Source organism: Rhodanobacter ginsengiterrae (assembly GCF_050026815.1).
GTDB classification, from domain to species: domain Bacteria; phylum Pseudomonadota; class Gammaproteobacteria; order Xanthomonadales; family Rhodanobacteraceae; genus Rhodanobacter; species Rhodanobacter ginsengiterrae.
On record NZ_JALBWO010000036.1, the window covers coordinates 1 to 18026 of the forward strand.

The following is an 18026-nucleotide window of genomic DNA, read 5'->3' on the forward strand; positions in this document are numbered from 1 at the left end:
AAGTCTTTGGGCTGGAAGGTCTTCGCCTGGCTCGCCGGCTTGTGCACAGCGGCGTCGACGTAGCGCGGGTCGCGCTTGCGCATGTTGCCGTCCGCGATATAGCCGTCGATACGGTCAGCCGCCAAGGCTTTCAGGCCACGCTCGCTGTGGTAGCCCGCGTCCGCCAGGAAGGCGGACTCATCGGCGGCACCAGCCTCGCCGATCGCCGCCAAGTGCTCGCGCACACCGTCGATCACCGGCTTGAGCAGATCGTGTTCTTGCGGGGTGCCGTGCGCCTGCGCCTCCACGATCACCTGGCACTCGTCATCGACAGCCGCCACGCCGATATAGCCTTGCAGCACGCCTCGACCGCTCTTGAGTGTGGCGCTTTCGGCATCGGTCAGGTTTAGCTTGATCGGCTTGCCTTTGGTACCGATCCGTTCGGTGGTGGTAGCCAGCGCCTCGCGCAACTTCTCGGCATGACGGCGCAACGTGGCCAGCGTGCGTTCCTCGTGACGACGCTGGGTATCCTCATTCGGATCGAGTGCCTCGCTCGCATCCTGCTCGGCATGTGCCTTGACCAGGTGGGCAACGGCCCGCTCCATCTTCGCCGCCTTGCGCTCGAAGTCGGCGCGCGTGCCACTCCACTCCTTGGACGCGTTCGACGGAAGTTTGCAACCGTCGATGGCGAACATGGCTTTGCCGATCAGCCCTTGGGCGTTGCACACCATCAGCACGTCGCGGAATACCGCTTCCACTTCCTTACCCAGTGTCGCTATGAAGTGCGCCAGCGTCGTGAAGTGCGGCTGCTGGTCGCACGCCAGCGCGATGAACTGCACGTTCTCCGTGCACGCCCGCGCCATCGTGCGCGACGAGGTGATGCCGCGCGAATAGGCGAACAACACCACCTTGAGCAGTACCGCCGGATCGTAGGCCGGCGCCCCGGTCTCGTCGTTCTTGAAGCGCGCGGCAAATCGCCCAAGGTCGATCTCGTGGTCGATCAGGTAACTTAGCGCGTGTTCGAAGGTGCCAGGCAGCAACTGCCTCCCGTAGCTCACCGGGATCATCTTGGTCTGATCGGGGTCGTAGTGTCGGTATCGCGCCATCGTCGCTTCGCCTCGTTTCCCGCCTTTTTTGCGGGCATCGCGAATGATAGGCTGCGAGGGAGTTTTTCTACAGCTACGTTAGGGCTCACAGGGAGATAGTCACGGTGACCAACGAACAACTGGCTGAACATGTCTTGGCCCAGCAGCGGCAGTTGGCGGAGTTGGCCACAAAGTTCAACGCGCTAACTGAAGCAAATTTGGCACAAGCCAACCTCGGGCTACATACTCAACAATGCCTTCAAGGTTTCCATGCGGCGTTCCAGGTTTTTGCCGAGCTAGTTATGGCAGCTAATCCAGCTGTCAAAGAATTTATCGGCAACGCAACTACGCAAATGCTTGCTCGGCCTGAGGCAGTGCAAAACGAAACGTTCCAACAATTGGTTCAGGCGTGGCAAGCAGCAGCCACATCTGCTCCTCGTACTACGCCAGAAGGCCGTCGCGCGAACTTCCAAGTCTTATCCGGTGGCGACCCCGCGGGTGAGCCTTAACCACTCGTTCGAGGCGGACGGCTCCGCCGCCGCTCAACTCAAGCGTTAGACGCTGCAGGGGGAATCATGGCGTTGATTAAATGTAAAGCATGCGGAACTGACATCGCGAAAGAAGCGACTGCATGCCCCAAATGCGGGCAACCCAATAAACAAACCAACAACTCGTCCGCAGGCCAAGTGTTCGGCGCACTTGCCCTAGGTGCCGCGGCTATCTGGTGGTTCGCCGGTGGCGGCCTAGAAAGTCAAACTGCTTCTAGCATGGCGAAAATTGAAGATCAGGTAGCTGTCGATGCTGTAAATCAATACAACATCGCCAAACGCCAAGGCGATGCTATGCAAATTTGCGTACAAGCAGGCTTTGTTAGTGCCGCGTACTTGCAGGCCAAGGACGAGGCTAATTATCAGTCTGCAAAACGTACCGAAGCTCAAGATTGCGAAAAAGCAGGCGTGCCAAGGTAAGCGTCTAACAGTTCCGTAAGAGACTTCCTGTCAATACCGCGCGCTTGATGCTCTTGCCTTGAGCTTTCAGGCTTTCGCTGGTCATGATGTTGTCCTGGGTGTTGCGTTGTGCGTGTCAGTGCTTGTGGCGTTGAACGTTGCCAGACTGCATTTCCGTAAACGGTCTTGTTGCGTCGATGGTGCTGACGCGGACCTGGGTATAAACCGCGCCCGGAGACCTCATTCATTCAGCGGTGTCGTCGGTGTATGGCGATCAACCAGAACACGTTTAGACGTCCAGAATGTTAGCCAGGTTCTCTCCGGGTGGGTCTGACCCGTTACTACCTCTTCGCGCTGACGTTGAACTGGTTGAAGGTATCCTTGTGCTCACACCACGGCTGTCATCCTGATCGCGTGTTTGCCGGCCGGGCGCTGCACCATCGGATGCTTCAGCCACGCGTCGGCGTCGTAGGTTTCGCCATGCGCCAGCATCGCCCATAGCTGCCGGGCATGCTTGTTGGCGATGGCCACCAGCACTTTGCCGAACGGCATCCGACTGGCCAACTGGCGTATCCAGATCTGTTCAGGCGTGGACTTTTCCACGGTGACCGCTTTGGCACGATTCAAACTGCTGCGCGCACCCTGGATCAGCAGCGTGCGCAGATAGCCATCGCCGCGACAGCTGATTGCCCCCAGGCGAGCATGCCCGCCACTGGAATGTTGCGTCGGCACCAGTCCTAGCCACGCACTCACCTGTCGGCCATTGCGAAAATCCTTGGCATCGCCGAGTGTGGCGATCGCTGCGTCGGCGGTGATCGCACCGATCCCGACGATGGCGCGCAGCCGTATGCACCGCTCGTCCATCCGCGCATGGGCGTCGATGCGTGCACCGCACGTGTCGACGGCCGTGCGGACCTGCGCCCAGTGTGCGCTGAGGTCACGCAGCAGCTCGCGCATCTCTCCCGGCACCGCCGTGCACTGATCCAGGTCCGCCAGTACACGGTGCAGGGCCAGATCGCTTTTTGCCACCACGATCCCGAATTCGGCCAGCAAGCCACGCAGGCGGTTGCCGATCGACAAGCCTTCCGCCTTGTAATCCTCGCGTACCCGATGGCACGACAGCCGTGCTTGCTGTTCGACGGTCCTGACCGGCACGAAGCGCATATTGCCCTGACGGGCGGCGGTGACGATCGCTTCGGCATCATTGCGGTCGTTCTTCGCGGTGCGGTTCTTGCGGAATGGCGTGACGAACTGCGCCGCCATCAAGCGTGGCTGCAGGCCATATTCCAGGCAACGCCGCCCCCCATGGTGCGCCCCGCTGCACGCCTCCATCGCCACTACGCTGCCCGCCGGCACCTGCGCCAGCCACGCCGCAAAGGCATCCCGCTTGAGATCGAACCGGCGCAGCACACGGCCGCTGCCATCCACCTCGCACACCGAAAACACGCTCTTCGCCAAATCCACGCCGATGGTTATAGTGCTCATGGAGACTTCCTCTTCGAGTGACGGTTGACCAGCATCACCATCATGGCCCTCGCGGCCGAAAGGGGAGGAAGTCTCTTTTTACTCATTCATTCAAGCCGAACCGATAGTTCCATTCAAGCCGAACCGATAGTTCCCAAGGCGTCGCAAGCGCCGCTCGCTCCAACTTTCCTGCACTTGAGAGGCTCCCATGAAACGAGTTACGGGTATCGGAGGGATCTTCTTCAACGCGAACGATCCTGTCGCGCTGCGCGCCTGGTACAAGCAGCATCTGGGCATTGACGTGCAGGAGTGGGGAGGCGCCGCGTTCAGCTGGACCGATGCAGCGGGAAATCCGACCGGGGGAACGACCGCGTGGTCCATCGGCGCCACGGACGGTGGGCATTTCGCACCGAGCAAGTCGAGCTTCATGGTCAATTATCGCGTCGAGGACCTGGCCGGCTTGCTGCAGGCGCTTCGCGACGAAGGATGCGACGTGCTGGAGAAGGTGGACGACTCCGGGTACGGAAAATTTGGTTGGGTGATGGATCCCGAGGGCAACAAGGTCGAACTCTGGGAGCCGCCCCCGGGGCAGTGAGTTGCCTGCCTGAGCGACGATGGCGGACGCCTGACGGCTTGTTCCCGTTCCCCGGGCGCAGCTGCCGTCCGTGCCGAGGTTTGACTCCTGCCGCAGATGTCACAAGACTGCGATGAACCGGGAGCACACATGAAGTTCATCTGGAAACTCGCCCTTCCCATCACTGCCTGCGTGATGCTCAGCGCGTGCATCACCACCAGGAGCTATGTCGACCCGCAGTACCACGTGGCGAGCTATGCGCAGATCCAGCACCCCGCCGGGCAGGTGCCGGTGCGGGTGCTGGCCCGGTTCGAGCGCAACGGACAAGCTTTCCCGGCGGTGGATGCCGGGCTTCATGACCTCGTGGAGCGCACGCTTCGCGCCACCGGGGTGTTCACCGCGCCAGCGGAATCCACCGGAGGCGCTGTCGTCGAAGTGGTCGCCAACAACATTGCGGACATCAAGGCTGCACGTTCCAGGGGCTTCAGTGCCGGGCTCACGTTTGGTGCCAGCGGCGCCAACGTGCCGGACTTGTACGACTTCACCTTCATCTATCGCGATGCCGCCGGCAAGCAGCAGCGGATGAGCTATCACCACGCCATCTATACCAGCGTGGGGCAGGCATCGGCGCCGGTGAGCAGCACGCCCACCACGGCGGCGCTGGCCTTCGGGCAGGTGGTCGAGGACGTGACGCTGAACTTTGTCAAAGCCTTGCAAGACCAGGGTGCCGTTGCACGGCATTGAGCCGCGGCTGCGGCCGTGGCCCGCGCACGGCTAGCGGACAGTCACCGCTTGCCACTGCACCATCTCTGCGTGCGTCGAGCACAGGGAGCATCCATGCCCAGTCAACCGAAGGCCGGTGCGGTCATCTACGCGAAGGACATCTTGCGGGTCGGCCAGTTCTACGCAGGCACCATGGACTTCGAGGTGGTGCACGCGGAAGCGGATCACCTGGTTCTGGAGTCACCGGTTTTCCAGCTGGTGGTGCTGGCCATTCCGTCGGCGATCGGGTCCACGATCGAGGTGGCCGATCCGCCGATGCGACGGACGGACGTTGCCATCAAGCCGGTCTTTTACGTGCCCAGCATCGCGGCAGTTCGCGAGGCGGCGGCCAGACTTGGCGGGCAGCTGAATCCCCGTGAGCAGGAGTGGCGATTTCAGCAGGCTGTCGTCTGTGACGGTCACGATCCGGAAGGCAATGTGCTGCAGTTTCGTCAGACATCGGGCTAGTTGCGGCGCTTCCGTCTTGCCACTCGGCGGGCACCCTGGTGGGGGCCGGGGCCTGGCGAACTGCAAGTTTCTGCGATGCCGGCATCAACCCGGTCGGGGCGCGCTTTATGCATCGACTTAACCTGTCGCCGGGCAGGCTTGAAAAGTAAGCTGTGCGCCAGTGCCGCGACGAGCTGTGTCGTGCGCACCGATTCGCCAGCCATGATCTGCCCTTCAGCCACACGGAGACACACCCCACCATGCCGACTCCTCGTTCGGACGCTCTGGTCTTTTTCGGCGCCACTGGCGACTTGGCCTACAAGAAGATTTTCCCTGCGTTGCTGGCGATGACGCGCGATGGCGACCTCGACGTGCCGATCATCGGCGTGGCGCATTCGGACTGGAGCGTGAAGCAGTTGCGGCAGCGCGCCCGTGACAGCGTGAGGCAGGCGGCGAAGGACAGCGGCGAGAAATTCGACAAAGCCAGCTTCGACCAGCTCGCGGCACGGCTGCAGTATGTCGATGGCGACTACAAGGACCCCGCCACCTTTGCGAAGTTGAAACAGGCGCTCGGCAAGGCCCGACGGCCGCTGCATTACCTGGCGATCCCGCCGAGCCTGTTCGGCACGGTGGTGCAGGGCTTGCAGCAGGCCGGTTGCGCCAACGATGCGCGGGTGGTGGTGGAAAAGCCGTTCGGGCATGACCTGGCCTCGGCGCAGGAGCTCAATCGCACGCTGCGCTCGGTGTTTCCCGACGACGCGATCTTTCGCATCGATCACTTCCTGGGCAAGGAGGCGATCATGAACATCCTGTACTTCCGCTTCGCCAACTCGTTCCTGGAGCCGATCTGGAACCGCAACAACGTGGCCAGCGTGGAGGTGACGCTGGCGGAGCAGTTCGGCGTGCAGGAACGCGGTTCGTTCTACGACAACACCGGCTGCCTGCGCGACGTGATCCAGAATCACCTGCTGCAGATCGTGGCACTGCTGGCGATGGAGCCGCCGGCCTACCAGGGCTTCGGCGCGGTGCATGCGGAGAAGGCCAAGGTGTTCCAGGCGATGCGCCCGCTGCAGCCGGACGACGTGGTGCGCGGCCAGTACCGCGGCTACCGCAAGGAGCCCGGCGTGGCCAAGGATTCGGACGTGGAGACCTACTGCGCGCTGCGGCTGTTCATCGATTCGTGGCGCTGGGGCGGCGTGCCGTGGTATCTGCGCTCGGGCAAGTGCCTGCCCGAGACCGTCGCCGAGATCGTGGTGGAGCTGAAGCCGCCGCCGCAGAAGCTGTTCGACGATGCGGCCACGCAGGCCGGTCGCGCCAACTATGTGCGCTTCCGGCTTTCGCCGAACACCGCGGTGGCGCTGGCGGCGCGGGTCAAGCGCGCGGGCAAGCAATTCGTCGGCGATCAGCGCGAGCTGTACCTGATGGAGCAGCAGAGCGGCGCGGAGTCGCCGTACGAGCGCCTGCTCGGTGATGCGATGGCCGGCGACGGCGCGCTGTTCACCCGCGAGGACGCGGTCGAAGCGGCGTGGGTGGTGGTCGAGCCGGTGTTGCTGAATCATCATCCGGCGATTCCCTACCGACGCGGCAGCTGGGGTCCGAAGCAGGCCGATGCGCTGATCGCGGCCGACGGTGGCTGGCACCAGCCGGTGATGACGGACAGCCCGTCGTGTTGAGCGCCGCCCGCATCGTGTTCCTGCTTGATGTCGACAACACCTTGCTCGACAACGACCGCTTCGGCGCCGACCTCGGCGACACGCTGGACGCAGCCTTCGGCGAAACCGAACGCCAGCGCTACTGGGCGATCTACGAGGACTTGCGCCAGCAGACCGGCTTCGCCGATTACCTGGGCGCGCTGCAGCGCTTCCGCAGCGGGCTGGACAACGACCCGTCGCTGCTGCAGATGTCGAACTACCTGCTGGAGTATCCGTTCGCCCAGCGGCTGTATCCGCACGCGCTGGAAACCGTGGCGCACCTGCGCACGCTGGGCACCACGGCGATCCTGTCCGATGGCGACGTGGTGTTCCAGCCGCGCAAGATCCAGCGCGCCGGCCTGTGGCAGGCGCTGCGTGGCGAGGTGCTGGTCTACGTGCACAAGCAGCAGATGCTGGTGGCGATGCAGCAGCGTTACCCGGCCGCGCATTACGTGATGGTGGACGACAAGCCGCAGATCCTGGCCGAGATGAAGCAGCGGCTGGGCCCGCGGCTGACCACGGTGTTCGTCGAGCAGGGCCACTACGCCGCGCAGGCGCCGGAAGAGGTGCGCGCGGCGGCCGACATGCGCATCGCGTGCATCGGTGATCTGCGCAAGCGTAAGCTTGGGGATTTCCTGCCCGACGCGCCCGTCATCAACCTTCCGGCAGACTGAAACCCACCGCCTCGAATCGAACTGGAGTCATGGAGCAAGCATGAAAGCGACCCGACAATTGCACGAACTCGGCCAGAGCCTGTGGCTGGACAACATCACCCGCACCCTGCTCGATGACGGCACGCTGGCGCGCTATATCGCCGAGGACTCGATCACCGGACTGACCTCGAACCCGAGCATCTTCGACGCGGCGATCAGCGGCGGCGATGCCTACGACGCGGGCATCCATGCCAAGTCGCTGGCCGGCCTGGAAGGCGAAGCGCTGTTCACCGAGCTGGCGCTGGAAGACCTGCGTCGCGCCGCCGACCTGTTCAAGCCGGTGTTCGAATCCACCCGTCACGTGGATGGCTGGGTCTCGATGGAAGTCTCGCCGCTGCTGGCCGCCGATACCGCCGGCTCGATCGCCGCGGCCCGGCAGATCCACCAGCAGGCACGGCGCGAGAATCTCTTCGTGAAGATTCCCGGTACCCCCGAGGGTGTACCGGCGATCGAGGAGGCCATCTTCCTCGGCATCCCGATCAATGTGACCTTGCTGTTTTCCTGCGCGCAGTACCAGGCGGTGGCCGATGCCTATATGCGCGGCATCGAGCGTCGGCTTGCCGCCGGACTGGATCCCAAGGTGGGTTCGGTCGCCTCGCTGTTCATCAGCCGCTGGGACGTGGCCAGCAACAAGCAGCTGCCGGATGAGTTGCACAACAAGCTGGGCATTGCGGTGGGCCGGCAGACCTACCGCGCCTATCGGCAGATGCTGGCTTCGCCGCGCTGGCAGAAACTCGCCGCTGTCGGCGCGATGCCGCAGCGCCTGCTGTGGGCCAGCACCGGCACCAAGGATCCATCCGCACCGGACACGCTGTACATCAGCGCCTTCGCCGCGCCCGACACCGTCGACACGATGCCGGAGAAGACCCTGCACGCCTTTGCCGACCATGGCGAACTGCATGGAGTGATGGATGTGGATGGCGGCGACGCCGACGTCATGCTGGCGCGCATCAGCAAGGCCGGCGTCGACATCGACCAGCTGGCCCTCACCCTGCAGCAGGAAGGCGCCGAGTCGTTCGTGAAGTCCTGGCATCACCTGCTCGACGGTATCGCCGACAAGGCGCGGCAGCTGGCCGCGAAGTCGAATGGGGCCGAGCTGAAATGAGCCAGGGCGCCCTGACCCGCCTGCCGCAGTGGCAGGCCTTGCAGCAGCACTTTGCCGCGACCGGCAACAGGCATCTGCGTGAACTGTTCGCCGCCGACCCGAAGCGTGGCGAAGCGCTGGCGGTGGAAGCCGTCGGGCTCTATCTGGACTATTCCAAGCAGCGCGTCGATGCCGACACGCTGCGCCTGCTGAGCGAATTGGCCGGAGCACGCCAGCTGCCGCAGCGGATCGAGGCGATGTTCAGCGGCCGCAAGATCAACACCACCGAGGACCGCGCCGTGTTGCACACGGCGCTGCGCGCCCCGCCCAGCGAGAAGATTCTGGTCGACGGCCACGACGTGGTACCGGACGTGCACGCCGTGCTCGACCGCATGGCCGCGTTCTCGGACAAGGTACGCAGTGGTGCGTGGAAGGGTCACAGCGGCAAGCCGATCCGCAACGTGATCAACATCGGCATCGGCGGCTCCGATCTCGGCCCGGTGATGGCTTACGAGGCGCTGCGCGATTACAGCCGGCGCGACATGACCTTCCGTTTCGTCTCCAATGTCGACGGCACCGACTTTGCCGAGGCGGTGCGCGACCTGGACGCGGCCGAGACCCTGTTCATCGTCTGCTCGAAGACCTTCACCACGTTGGAAACATTGACCAACGCGCATGCCGCGCGTGCCTGGAGCGTGGCTGCGCTGGGCGACGACAAGGCGGTGGCGAAGCATTTCGTGGCGGTCTCCACCAACGCCGAGGGGGTGGAGAAATTCGGCATCGACACCGCCAACATGTTCGGCTTCTGGGACTGGGTCGGCGGCCGCTATTCGATGGATTCGGCGATCGGCCTGTCGACCATGCTGGCGATCGGCGCGGACGGTTTCCGCGAGATGCTGGCCGGCTTCCATGCGATGGACGAACATTTCCGCCACACCCCGCTGGAACGCAACCTGCCGGCGATCATGGGCCTGCTCGGCGTGTGGAACAGCAACTTCCTCGACGCCGCCACCGTCGCGGTGCTGCCATACGAGCAATACCTGAAGCGCTTTCCCGCTTACCTGCAGCAGTTGACGATGGAGAGCAACGGCAAGCACGTGACGCTGGATGGCGCGCAGGTCGACTACCACACCGGCCCGATCTACTGGGGCGAGCCGGGCACCAACGGCCAGCATTCGTTCTACCAGTTGCTGCATCAGGGCACGCGCATCGTGCCGTGCGACTTCATCGGCTTCGGTCAGACGCTGAACCCGATTCCCGCGCAAGGTGGCGGCGACCAGCACGACCTGCTGATGGCGAACCTGCTCGCCCAGGGCGAAGCGCTGGCGTTCGGCAAGACCGCCGACGAAGTGCGCGCCGAGGGCACGCCGGAGGCACTGGTGGCGCATCGCACGTTCGAGGGCAACCGGCCCAGCACGACGATTCTCGCGGCGAAGCTGACCCCGCACGCACTGGGCACGCTGATCGCGTTGTACGAGCACAGCGTATTCGTGCAGGGCGTGATCTGGGGCATCGATTCGTTCGACCAGTGGGGCGTGGAGCTGGGCAAGCAGCTGGCCAGGACCACCATCGCCGAGCTGATCGCCAGCGACGAACCGAAGCTGGCCCACGACAGCTCCACCAATCGCTTGATTCGCCGCTATCGCCAACTGCGCGATGGCGCGAGCGCAGGAAAGGCATGAGTCAGAAAATCAGTCCGCTTGCCGGCAAGCCGGCACCGAAGTCGATCCTGGTCGACATCCCGAAACTGCTGGCCGCCTACGCCGACATCCGGCCCGACGCTTCCGTACCGGCGCAGCGCGTGGCCTTCGGCACCTCGGGTCATCGCGGCAGCTCGCTCGACGGCAGCTTCAATGAGTGGCACATCCTGGCGATCAGCCAGGCGATCTGCGAGTACCGCAAGTCCAAGGGCATCGATGGTCCGCTGTACATGGGCTTCGACACGCACGCGCTGTCGCAGCCGGCGTTCCAGAGCGCGCTGGAAGTGCTGGCGGCCAACGATGTCACCGTGATGATTGCCAGCGGCGACGAGTTCACGCCGACGCCGGCGATTTCGCACGCGATCCTCTGTTACAACAAGGGACGCCGGAACGGGCTCGCCGACGGCATCGTGATCACGCCGTCGCACAATCCGCCGGACAACGGCGGCTTCAAGTACAACCCGACCAACGGCGGCCCGGCCGACACCGACATCACCAAGTGGGTGGAGAATCGCGCCAACGCGCTGATCGAAGGCGGGCTGAAGGAAGTGAAGCGGGTGCCGTTCGCGCAGGCACGTAAGGCGGCGACCACGCACCAGCACGACTACCTCAACACGTATGTCGCCGACCTCGCCAGCATCATCGACTTCGACATCATCCGCAGCGCCGGCGTGCACATGGGCGTCGATCCGCTGGGCGGCGCGGGCGTGCATTACTGGGCGCCGATCGCCGAGCGCTACAAGCTCGACCTCACCGTGGTCAGCGCGGAAGTCGATCCGCAGTTCGCCTTCATGACGGTGGACTGGGACGGCAAGATCCGCATGGACCCGTCGTCGAAGTACGCGATGCAGCGACTGATCGGGCTGAAGGACCAGTACGACGTGGCGTTCGCCTGCGACACCGATCACGACCGCCACGGCGTGGTCACCCGCTCCAGCGGACTGATGGAACCGAACCATTACCTGTCGGTGTTGATCGACTACCTGTATCGCCACCGCGCGCAGTGGAGCGACCAGGCGGCGGTGGGCAAGACGGTGGTCACCACCGCGCTGATCGACCGCGTGGTGAAACGGCTGGGACGCAAACTGTACGAAGTGCCGGTCGGCTTCAAGTGGTTCTCCGAGGGCCTGTTCGACGGCTCGCTCGGTTTCGGCTGCGAGGAAAGCGCGGGCGCCTCACTGCTGCGCCACGACGGCTCGGTGTGGACCACCGACAAGGACGGCCTGGTGCCGGCGCTGTTGTCCGCCGAGATCACCGCGCGTGCAGGCAAGGACCCGGGTGAACTGTTCGATGGGCTCACCGCTGAACTCGGCAAGCCGTACGCCAACCGCCTCGAAGCCGCTGCCACGCCGGCGCAGAAAGCGAAGTTGTCGAAGCTGTCGCCGGATCAACTGAAAAGCGACCGGCTCGCCGGCGAGAAGATCGAGCAGGTACTGGACAAGGCGCCCGGCAATGGCGCGGCGATCGGCGGCATCAAGGCGATCGCCGCCAGCGGCTGGTTTGCCGCGCGGCCGTCCGGCACCGAGGCGATCTACAAGATCTACGCCGAAAGCTTCAAGAGCGAAGAGCATTTGCAGGCGCTGCTGACCGAAGCGCAAAAGATCGTCGACAGCGCACTCGCGTAGGAGCGCATCCTGTCCACATGGAAGTTCCTGCGGTCGCGCGCGAGCTTTTGATGATTCACGGAGAGCATCGCGCACAGGGTGCGCTCCTACACATTTCAACCATCGGAGAACACCATGTCCAACGACCTCGACCAGCAATGCATCAACACGCTTCGTTTCCTCTCGGTCGACATGGTGCAGAAGGCGAACAGCGGCCATCCGGGACTGCCGCTGGGCGCGGCGGCGATGGCCTACGTGTTGTGGACGAAGCACCTGAAGTTCCACCCGGCCGATCCGCACTGGACCGACCGCGATCGCTTCGTGCTGTCCGCCGGGCACGGCTCGGCGCTGCTGTACAGCCTGCTGTTTGCCACCGGCTACGACGTGTCGCTGGATGACATCAAGCAATTCCGCCAGTGGGGCAGCAAGACGCCCGGGCATCCCGAGTACGGCCACACCCCCGGCGTCGAAGTCACCACCGGTCCGCTCGGCCAGGGCATGGCCAATGCGGTGGGCATGGCGCTGGGCGAAGCGCAACTCGCCGCGACCTACAACCGCGATGGCCACGCGATCATCGACCACCACACCTTTGCCATCGTCAGCGACGGCGACCTGATGGAGGGCGTCGCCAGCGAGGCCGCCTCGCTGGCCGGCCATCTCAAGCTGGGCAAGCTGATCTGCCTGTACGACGACAACTACGTGACGCTGTCCGCCGGCACCGACATGACCTTCTCCGAAGATCGCGGTGCACGCTTCGACGCCTATGGCTGGCAGACCATCCACGTCGACGACGGCAATGACGTCGCGGCGATCCACGCTGCGTTGCGCGCTGCCCGCGAAGACACCAGTCGGCCATCGCTGATCCTGGTGCGCACGCACATCGGCTTCGGCTCGCCCGAGCAGGACAGCCACGAAGCGCACGGCTCGCCACTGGGCGTGGAGGATGTGAAGAAGACCAAGCAGAACCTGGGCTGGCCGGTGGAGCCGGATTTCCTGGTGCCGGCGCCGGCGCTGGCGCACATGCGCGAAGCGCAGGATCGCGGCGCGCAGGCACAGTCGGCGTGGAACGAACGCTTCAAGGCTTACGCGGCCGCCTTCCCCGAGCTGGCGAACGAGCTGCAGGCGCGCCTGCAGGGTGAGCTGCCGCAAGACTGGGATGCCGACATCCCGGTGTTTCCCGCCGATGCGAAGGGGCTGTCCACCCGCGTGGCCGGCGGCAAGGTGATGAATGCGTTCGCGACGAAGCTGCCGGCGCTGTGCGGCGGTTCGGCCGACCTCGATCCGTCCACGTTCACCGCGCTGAAGGGTCTGGGCGACTTCAATCCGCCGGCCACGCCGGGCGAGGACATGGAGGGCTCCGACGGCGGCGGCTGGAGTCGCGCCGGGCGCAACTTCCACTACGGCGTGCGCGAGCACGCGATGGCGGCGATCAGCAACGGGCTGGCCGCGCACGGCGGCTTCATTCCGTTCGATGCCACCTTCCTGATCTTCTCCGACTACATGCGCCCGTCGATCCGGCTGGCCGCGCTGATGGGGCTGCACGTGGTGCACGTATTCACCCACGACAGCATCGCGCTGGGCGAGGACGGCCCCACCCACCAGCCGATCGAGCAACTGGCCAGCCTGCGCGCGATCCCCAACCTCACCCTGATTCGCCCCGCCGACGCCAACGAGACCGCGGTGGCGTGGAAAGTCGCGGTGGCATCGAAGAAGCACCCCGTGCTGCTGGCGCTGACCCGCCAGAACGTGCCGACGCTGGACCGCACGCAACACGCCAGCGCCGATGGCCTGCGCCAGGGCGCCTATGTCCTGCGTGAAGCCGATAGCGGCAAATCGCAGCTGATCCTGATCGCCAGCGGCTCGGAAGTCGGCCTGATCCTGGCCGCCGCCGACAAGCTGCGAGCGGACGGCGTGGCGGTGCGCTGCGTCTCGATGCCGAGCTGGGAGTTGTTCGACCAGCAGCCGCAGGGTTACCGCGATGTCGTGCTGCCGCCCGATGTCACCGCCAGGCTGGCGGTGGAGATGGGCGTGACACAAGGCTGGGACCGTTACGTCGGCGCCCACGGCGACGTGCTGGGCATCGACCACTTCGGTGCGTCCGCCCCGGCCGACAAGCTGTTGCAGGAATTCGGCTTCACCGTGGACAACGTGGTGAAGCGGGCGAAGGCATTGCTGGGCAAGTAAGACCGCAGACACGAACAGGCCGGCGGATCGCCATGATCCGCCGGCCTGGTGGCTTTCAGAGGATCAGTTGCGCGACTGCAGCTTCGACAGCAGGCGCAGCAGCTCCAGGTACAGCCAGACCAGGGTGACCACCAGCGCGAACGCGCCGTACCACTCCATGTACTTCGGTGCGCCGGACTGCGCGCCGGTTTCGATCAGGTCGAAATCGAGAATCAGGTTCATCGCGGCAATCACCACCACCACCGCGCTGAAGGCGATGCCGAGGCCGCTGCTGCCATTGATGAAGCCCATCGAATGGCCGAAGAAGCCCATCGCGAAGTTGGCCAGGTACAACAGCAGGATCCCGCCGGTGGCCGCGGCCACGCCGAGCTTGAACTTCTCGGTGGCGCGGATCAGCCCGCTGCGATAGGCCAGCAGCATCGCCGCCATGGTGCCGAAGGTCAGGCCGACCGCCTGGATCACGATGCCGGGATAGCGCATTTCGAAGATCGCCGACAGCGCGCCGATGAACAGGCCTTCGGCCACGGCGTACAACGGGGCGGTATAGGGCGCCCAGGTTTTCTTGAAGACGGTGACCAGTCCCAGCACCAGACCACCGATGCAGCCACCGAGCACCAGCGGCATCATCGTCGGCAGACTGCCCGGACCGCTGAACCGGCTCCAGCTGACGAAGGCGCCGACCAGCACCAGCAGCAACAGCAAGCCGGTCTTGTTGACCGTGCCATTGATCGTCATTGCATCGTCGCTGCGGGTGAAGACCGCGCCGCTGGCTGCGTCGAGGAAGGTGTTCTTGTTGAGCGCCGGATTGCCGCTTTGCATGGTCTGCTCCCGTGAGTTTGTCCCATCGTAGCCGGGCCACTGACGGTTTTGCAGCCGCCTGCGCCAATTCGCCGTTGCGCCGCGGCGTGGAAACTACGCGACAATGGCGGCTTGTTGAACCTTGCGGAGCCCCGATGAACCCATCCACCCTGCGTATCGCCACCCGCAAGAGCGCACTCGCGCTGTGGCAGGCCGAGCATGTCGCGGCGCTGCTGCGTGCGGCGCATCCGGGGTTGATGGTGGAACTGGTGCCGATGAGCACGCGCGGCGACGAGATCCTGGACAAGCCGCTGGCCACGATCGGCGGCAAGGGCCTGTTCCTGAAGGAACTGGAAGTGGCGATGCTGGAAGGCCGCGCGGATCTGGCCGTGCATTCGCTGAAGGATGTGCCGGCGGAACTGGAAGCCGGTTTCGTGCTGCCGGCAATCCTGCCACGTGCCGACGCGGCGGACGCCTTCGTCAGCCAGAACTACGCGGACCTGACGACGCTGCCGCACGGCGCGCGCGTGGGCACATCCTCATTGCGGCGGCAGGCCCAGTTGCGCGCCCTGCGCCCGGATCTGCAGCTGCTTGACCTGCGCGGCAATGTGGGCACCCGGCTGGGCAAGCTCGATGCCGGCGATTACGACGCGATCGTGCTGGCCTGTGCCGGCCTGGAGCGACTGGGCCTGGCCACGCGGATCCGTTCGCGGCTGGCCGCACCGGACTGGTTGCCGGCGCCGGGCCAGGCAGCGATCGCGATCGAGGCGCGCGGCGATCAACCCGGCGTGCTGGCTCTGCTTGGCGCACTGGACGATGCCGACACCCGGCTCACGATCACCGCCGAGCGCGCGATGAACCACGCGCTGGGCGGCAGTTGCACGGTGCCGGTGGGGGCGTGGTGCATGCTCGGCGAGCACGGCCTGCACTTGCGCGGGATGGTTGGCGACGCAAGCAGCGGCCGCTTGCTGCACGCCGAAGCCAGCGGCCCGGGGCACCAGGCGGTTGCGCTTGGCCAACAGGTGGCCGCCGCGCTGTTGGCGCTGGGCGCGGGCGAGATGCTGGGGTAACAGCGGGAACGGGGAACGGCAAGAGCGCGAAGCTCAGCGCTTTTGTTCCCCGTTCCCGCTCTCCAATCAGAAGCTGTAAACCAGATTCGTGGTGGTCAGCGTGTCGGTCTTCTTCGTGGCCGCCAGCACGTCGCTGTTGTGGCGCACCTGGAAGCCGACCTTCAAGGCCAGCTTCTTGGTCATGCTGACGGCGAGGCCCGCATCGTTCTGCAGGTAGGTGTTCTTGGAGCCCGCTTCCATCAGGAAGGTGTCTTCGAACGCGGTGTTCTCGGTGAGCTTCAGCTTGTAGTTGATCAGGCCACGGCCGACCATCTCGCTCTGCGTGGGCTGCTGCTGGTGTACCACCGCGTTGTTGACCACCACGTCGACATCGGCCGGGCGGTAACGCTTGTAACCAGGACCGATTTCGAACGACAGCTCGTTGCGACCGTCCTTCAGCGCGATGTAGCCGTAGCCCAGCGAGACGATGCCCTGCCACAGGTTGGCACCGAAGTCGTCGTGCTCGTAGCGCGCCGCGCCCACGATGTAGCTGCGCGGGTCGAGCTTGAGGCCGACCGAGGCGCCGCCGTCATAGCGGTTGGCGGTGGTGTTGAACTGCTTGAGCGTGTTGCCGTTGGTGTCGACCACGGTCTGCTGGCTCTTCGAGCGCAGGCCATCGAGGAAGAAATTGTTCTTCCACTGGTCGTTTTCCTGGCTCAAGCCGAGCTTGGCGTTGATGTTCTCCGAGCGCGAGTTGCCGGTGGAGGAGGCGAAACCGAATTCACCCGAGCCGGTCCAGCCACCGTTGTTGGCAGCCTGGGTGTCAGTGTCCTGGGCCTGGACGGCGAAGCTCGCGAAAGCGGCCAGCAGCAGGCCGGCGATCAGGGTCTTTTTCATCGGGACAATCCATTTGTTAAAAGATGGTGAGGCCGCTACCTTAACGCCCCGGTTTGAACTGCCAATGAACGTTGCCGCCGGGCCAACCGGGCCGGCTCAGCCGATCGTCGGGAAACCACCGGCGAGCGCGGTTTCATAGACATGCTGCTCGAGCATCTTGCCCAGCAGGCAACTCGGTACGGCCAGTGCGGCGGCCAGCAGGCCTCCGCCGAAACGGTCGGTCAGCAGCAGGGCAGCGCAGGGCAGCACGTAGACGAAGAGCGCGGCGAACAGGCGCAGCGGCGACAAGTGCATGTCATGGTCGTCGTCGCGGGACGGTCCCAGTGATTGCCAGCGCATGCCTTCAAGCAAGCCCAGCAGCAGGGCCAGCGCCAGCAGCAACAGGATCCAGACCGAAGCGCCCTGGCCGGGTTCCGGGCCACCTTGCACCATGATGCACAGCCACAGCCACAGCCCGCCGCAGTACCACGCCGTGACCAGCCGGCTCACCGGCAAGGTCGAGGCCATCCGCTGCAGGTCGGGCGTGAGCTGGCTGCGGAAACGGTACGCGCTGTGCACCAGGCTCGCCAGACTGCACAGCAGCAAGGCCACTCCGGCCAGACGCATCGCCAGCACATGCCCATGGCCATCGCCCAGCGCGAGCAGCAGCAGCACCGGCAGGAAGCACGCCAGCGCCATCCCTGCCGCGCGCCTGGGCCAGCGGCGTTCGGCGGACGGGCCGCCATACCATTCCGTGGTGGCCGAGAGGCGCATGCGGCCCAATCCCAGTCCGGCGCACACCAGCGCGGTGCCGAGCAGCAGCGGCATCTGCATGGCGCCATTGCCGATCCGGTTCATGCCCAGCACCAGGCCCATCCCCAGCCAGATCCACAAGCCGTAGCCACTGATCGCCAGCACCCGCAGAAGGATCTCGGCGCAGGCTGGAAGCAACCCCACGGCTGGAGCGTTGGCGTGCTCGCGGGTGATGTCGGATGGCGATTCGCGGCTGGGCAGCATGGGGCATCCGGTAAGGGTTTCGACAGCGCCCGCGATGACTTGCGGGCAGCAC

Annotated in this window: 17 protein-coding genes; 12 read left to right on the top strand and 5 right to left on the bottom strand. The window is 64.9% G+C overall.

Annotation, left to right across the window (positions count from 1 at the left end; genetic code table 11):
- Positions 1 to 1085: transposase (locus tag ACQGNJ_RS01785; RefSeq protein WP_426687516.1), on the bottom strand; the 1085-nt coding region annotated here is incomplete at its 3' end.
- A 104-nt stretch (positions 1086 to 1189) separates the two neighbouring features.
- On the opposite strand from ACQGNJ_RS01785, the gene ACQGNJ_RS01790 reads away from it, so the two are divergent.
- Both ACQGNJ_RS01790 and ACQGNJ_RS01795 read left to right on the top strand, forming a co-directional pair.
- The gene (locus ACQGNJ_RS01790; protein WP_426687517.1) at positions 1190 to 1573 is read left to right on the top strand and encodes a hypothetical protein; all 384 of its coding nucleotides are present in this window, start codon (positions 1190 to 1192) and stop codon (positions 1571 to 1573) included.
- A gap of 66 nt (positions 1574 to 1639) precedes the next feature.
- Entirely contained in the window at positions 1640 to 2032 is a 393-nt protein-coding gene (locus ACQGNJ_RS01795) for a hypothetical protein (protein ID WP_426687518.1), read from the top strand.
- Between the two features lie 366 nt (positions 2033 to 2398).
- Here ACQGNJ_RS01795 and ACQGNJ_RS01800 read toward each other — a convergent pair whose 3' ends face one another.
- Positions 2399 to 3496: an IS110 family RNA-guided transposase gene (locus tag ACQGNJ_RS01800; RefSeq protein ID WP_426687519.1), complete on the bottom strand. Its 1098-nt coding sequence runs from the start codon at positions 3494 to 3496 to the stop codon at positions 2399 to 2401.
- A gap of 187 nt (positions 3497 to 3683) precedes the next feature.
- Between ACQGNJ_RS01800 and ACQGNJ_RS01805 the strand changes: the two genes are divergently transcribed.
- From ACQGNJ_RS01805 to tkt, 9 genes are all read left to right on the top strand, one after another.
- Positions 3684 to 4070 (top strand): VOC family protein, encoded by a 387-nt coding sequence (locus ACQGNJ_RS01805; protein WP_426687520.1) that lies wholly within the window; start codon positions 3684 to 3686, stop codon positions 4068 to 4070.
- A 129-nt stretch (positions 4071 to 4199) separates the two neighbouring features.
- The gene (locus ACQGNJ_RS01810; RefSeq protein WP_426687521.1) at positions 4200 to 4793 is read left to right on the top strand and encodes a hypothetical protein; all 594 of its coding nucleotides are present in this window, start codon (positions 4200 to 4202) and stop codon (positions 4791 to 4793) included.
- A gap of 93 nt (positions 4794 to 4886) precedes the next feature.
- On the top strand, positions 4887 to 5279 hold the full coding sequence (locus ACQGNJ_RS01815; RefSeq protein ID WP_426687522.1) for a VOC family protein: 393 nt from the start codon (positions 4887 to 4889) through the stop codon (positions 5277 to 5279).
- Between the two features lie 239 nt (positions 5280 to 5518).
- A complete protein-coding gene (zwf, locus tag ACQGNJ_RS01820; protein WP_426687523.1) occupies positions 5519 to 6931 on the top strand; it encodes a glucose-6-phosphate dehydrogenase in 1413 nt (470 codons plus the stop codon).
- Positions 6925 to 7623: an HAD family hydrolase gene (locus tag ACQGNJ_RS01825; protein ID WP_426687524.1), complete on the top strand. Its 699-nt coding sequence runs from the start codon at positions 6925 to 6927 to the stop codon at positions 7621 to 7623. Before zwf ends, ACQGNJ_RS01825 begins: the two co-directional genes overlap by 7 nt.
- A gap of 40 nt (positions 7624 to 7663) precedes the next feature.
- Positions 7664 to 8767, top strand: coding sequence for a transaldolase (gene tal / locus ACQGNJ_RS01830; protein WP_426687525.1), 1104 nt, complete (start codon positions 7664 to 7666; stop codon positions 8765 to 8767).
- Positions 8764 to 10428 (top strand): glucose-6-phosphate isomerase, encoded by a 1665-nt coding sequence (gene pgi, locus ACQGNJ_RS01835; RefSeq protein WP_426687526.1) that lies wholly within the window; start codon positions 8764 to 8766, stop codon positions 10426 to 10428. The genes tal and pgi overlap by 4 nt, the downstream gene beginning before the upstream one ends.
- Complete coding sequence (gene pgm, locus ACQGNJ_RS01840; protein WP_426687527.1) at positions 10425 to 12071, top strand: phosphoglucomutase (alpha-D-glucose-1,6-bisphosphate-dependent); 1647 nt, start codon at positions 10425 to 10427, stop codon at positions 12069 to 12071. The genes pgi and pgm overlap by 4 nt, the downstream gene beginning before the upstream one ends.
- A 114-nt stretch (positions 12072 to 12185) precedes the next feature.
- Positions 12186 to 14234 carry a transketolase gene (gene tkt, locus ACQGNJ_RS01845; protein ID WP_426687528.1) on the top strand — a complete coding sequence of 683 codons (2049 nt, stop codon included), beginning with the start codon at positions 12186 to 12188 and terminating at the stop codon, positions 14232 to 14234.
- 63 nt (positions 14235 to 14297) lie between these two features.
- On the opposite strand, the gene ACQGNJ_RS01850 is transcribed toward tkt, so the two are convergent.
- Positions 14298 to 15053: a Bax inhibitor-1/YccA family protein gene (locus ACQGNJ_RS01850; RefSeq protein WP_426687529.1), complete on the bottom strand. Its 756-nt coding sequence runs from the start codon at positions 15051 to 15053 to the stop codon at positions 14298 to 14300.
- A gap of 134 nt (positions 15054 to 15187) precedes the next feature.
- Between ACQGNJ_RS01850 and hemC the strand changes: the two genes are divergently transcribed.
- Positions 15188 to 16102 (top strand): hydroxymethylbilane synthase, encoded by a 915-nt coding sequence (gene hemC, locus ACQGNJ_RS01855; protein ID WP_426687530.1) that lies wholly within the window; start codon positions 15188 to 15190, stop codon positions 16100 to 16102.
- Positions 16103 to 16168: 66 nt separating this feature from the next.
- Here hemC and ACQGNJ_RS01860 read toward each other — a convergent pair whose 3' ends face one another.
- Together ACQGNJ_RS01860 and ACQGNJ_RS01865 are read right to left on the bottom strand one after the other, a co-directional pair.
- Complete coding sequence (locus tag ACQGNJ_RS01860) at positions 16169 to 16978, bottom strand: DUF481 domain-containing protein (protein ID WP_426687531.1); 810 nt, start codon at positions 16976 to 16978, stop codon at positions 16169 to 16171.
- A gap of 96 nt (positions 16979 to 17074) precedes the next feature.
- Positions 17075 to 17974: a hypothetical protein gene (locus ACQGNJ_RS01865; protein WP_426687532.1), complete on the bottom strand. Its 900-nt coding sequence runs from the start codon at positions 17972 to 17974 to the stop codon at positions 17075 to 17077.
- Between the last annotated feature and the right edge of the window lie 52 nt (positions 17975 to 18026).

Coding starts and splice junctions, on each gene's coding strand:
- tal (WP_426687525.1), top strand. CDS start 7,664: ATGAAAGCGACCCGACAATTGCACGAACTCGGCCAGAGCCTGTGGCTG.
- zwf (WP_426687523.1), top strand. CDS start 5,519: ATGCCGACTCCTCGTTCGGACGCTCTGGTCTTTTTCGGCGCCACTGGC.
- ACQGNJ_RS01800 (WP_426687519.1), bottom strand. CDS start 3,496: ATGAGCACTATAACCATCGGCGTGGATTTGGCGAAGAGCGTGTTTTCG.
- ACQGNJ_RS01865 (WP_426687532.1), bottom strand. CDS start 17,974: ATGCTGCCCAGCCGCGAATCGCCATCCGACATCACCCGCGAGCACGCC.
- ACQGNJ_RS01810 (WP_426687521.1), top strand. CDS start 4,200: ATGAAGTTCATCTGGAAACTCGCCCTTCCCATCACTGCCTGCGTGATG.
- ACQGNJ_RS01805 (WP_426687520.1), top strand. CDS start 3,684: ATGAAACGAGTTACGGGTATCGGAGGGATCTTCTTCAACGCGAACGAT.
- ACQGNJ_RS01795 (WP_426687518.1), top strand. CDS start 1,640: ATGGCGTTGATTAAATGTAAAGCATGCGGAACTGACATCGCGAAAGAA.
- tkt (WP_426687528.1), top strand. CDS start 12,186: ATGTCCAACGACCTCGACCAGCAATGCATCAACACGCTTCGTTTCCTC.
- pgm (WP_426687527.1), top strand. CDS start 10,425: ATGAGTCAGAAAATCAGTCCGCTTGCCGGCAAGCCGGCACCGAAGTCG.
- ACQGNJ_RS01815 (WP_426687522.1), top strand. CDS start 4,887: ATGCCCAGTCAACCGAAGGCCGGTGCGGTCATCTACGCGAAGGACATC.
- ACQGNJ_RS01850 (WP_426687529.1), bottom strand. CDS start 15,053: ATGCAAAGCGGCAATCCGGCGCTCAACAAGAACACCTTCCTCGACGCA.
- hemC (WP_426687530.1), top strand. CDS start 15,188: ATGAACCCATCCACCCTGCGTATCGCCACCCGCAAGAGCGCACTCGCG.
- pgi (WP_426687526.1), top strand. CDS start 8,764: ATGAGCCAGGGCGCCCTGACCCGCCTGCCGCAGTGGCAGGCCTTGCAG.
- ACQGNJ_RS01860 (WP_426687531.1), bottom strand. CDS start 16,978: ATGAAAAAGACCCTGATCGCCGGCCTGCTGCTGGCCGCTTTCGCGAGC.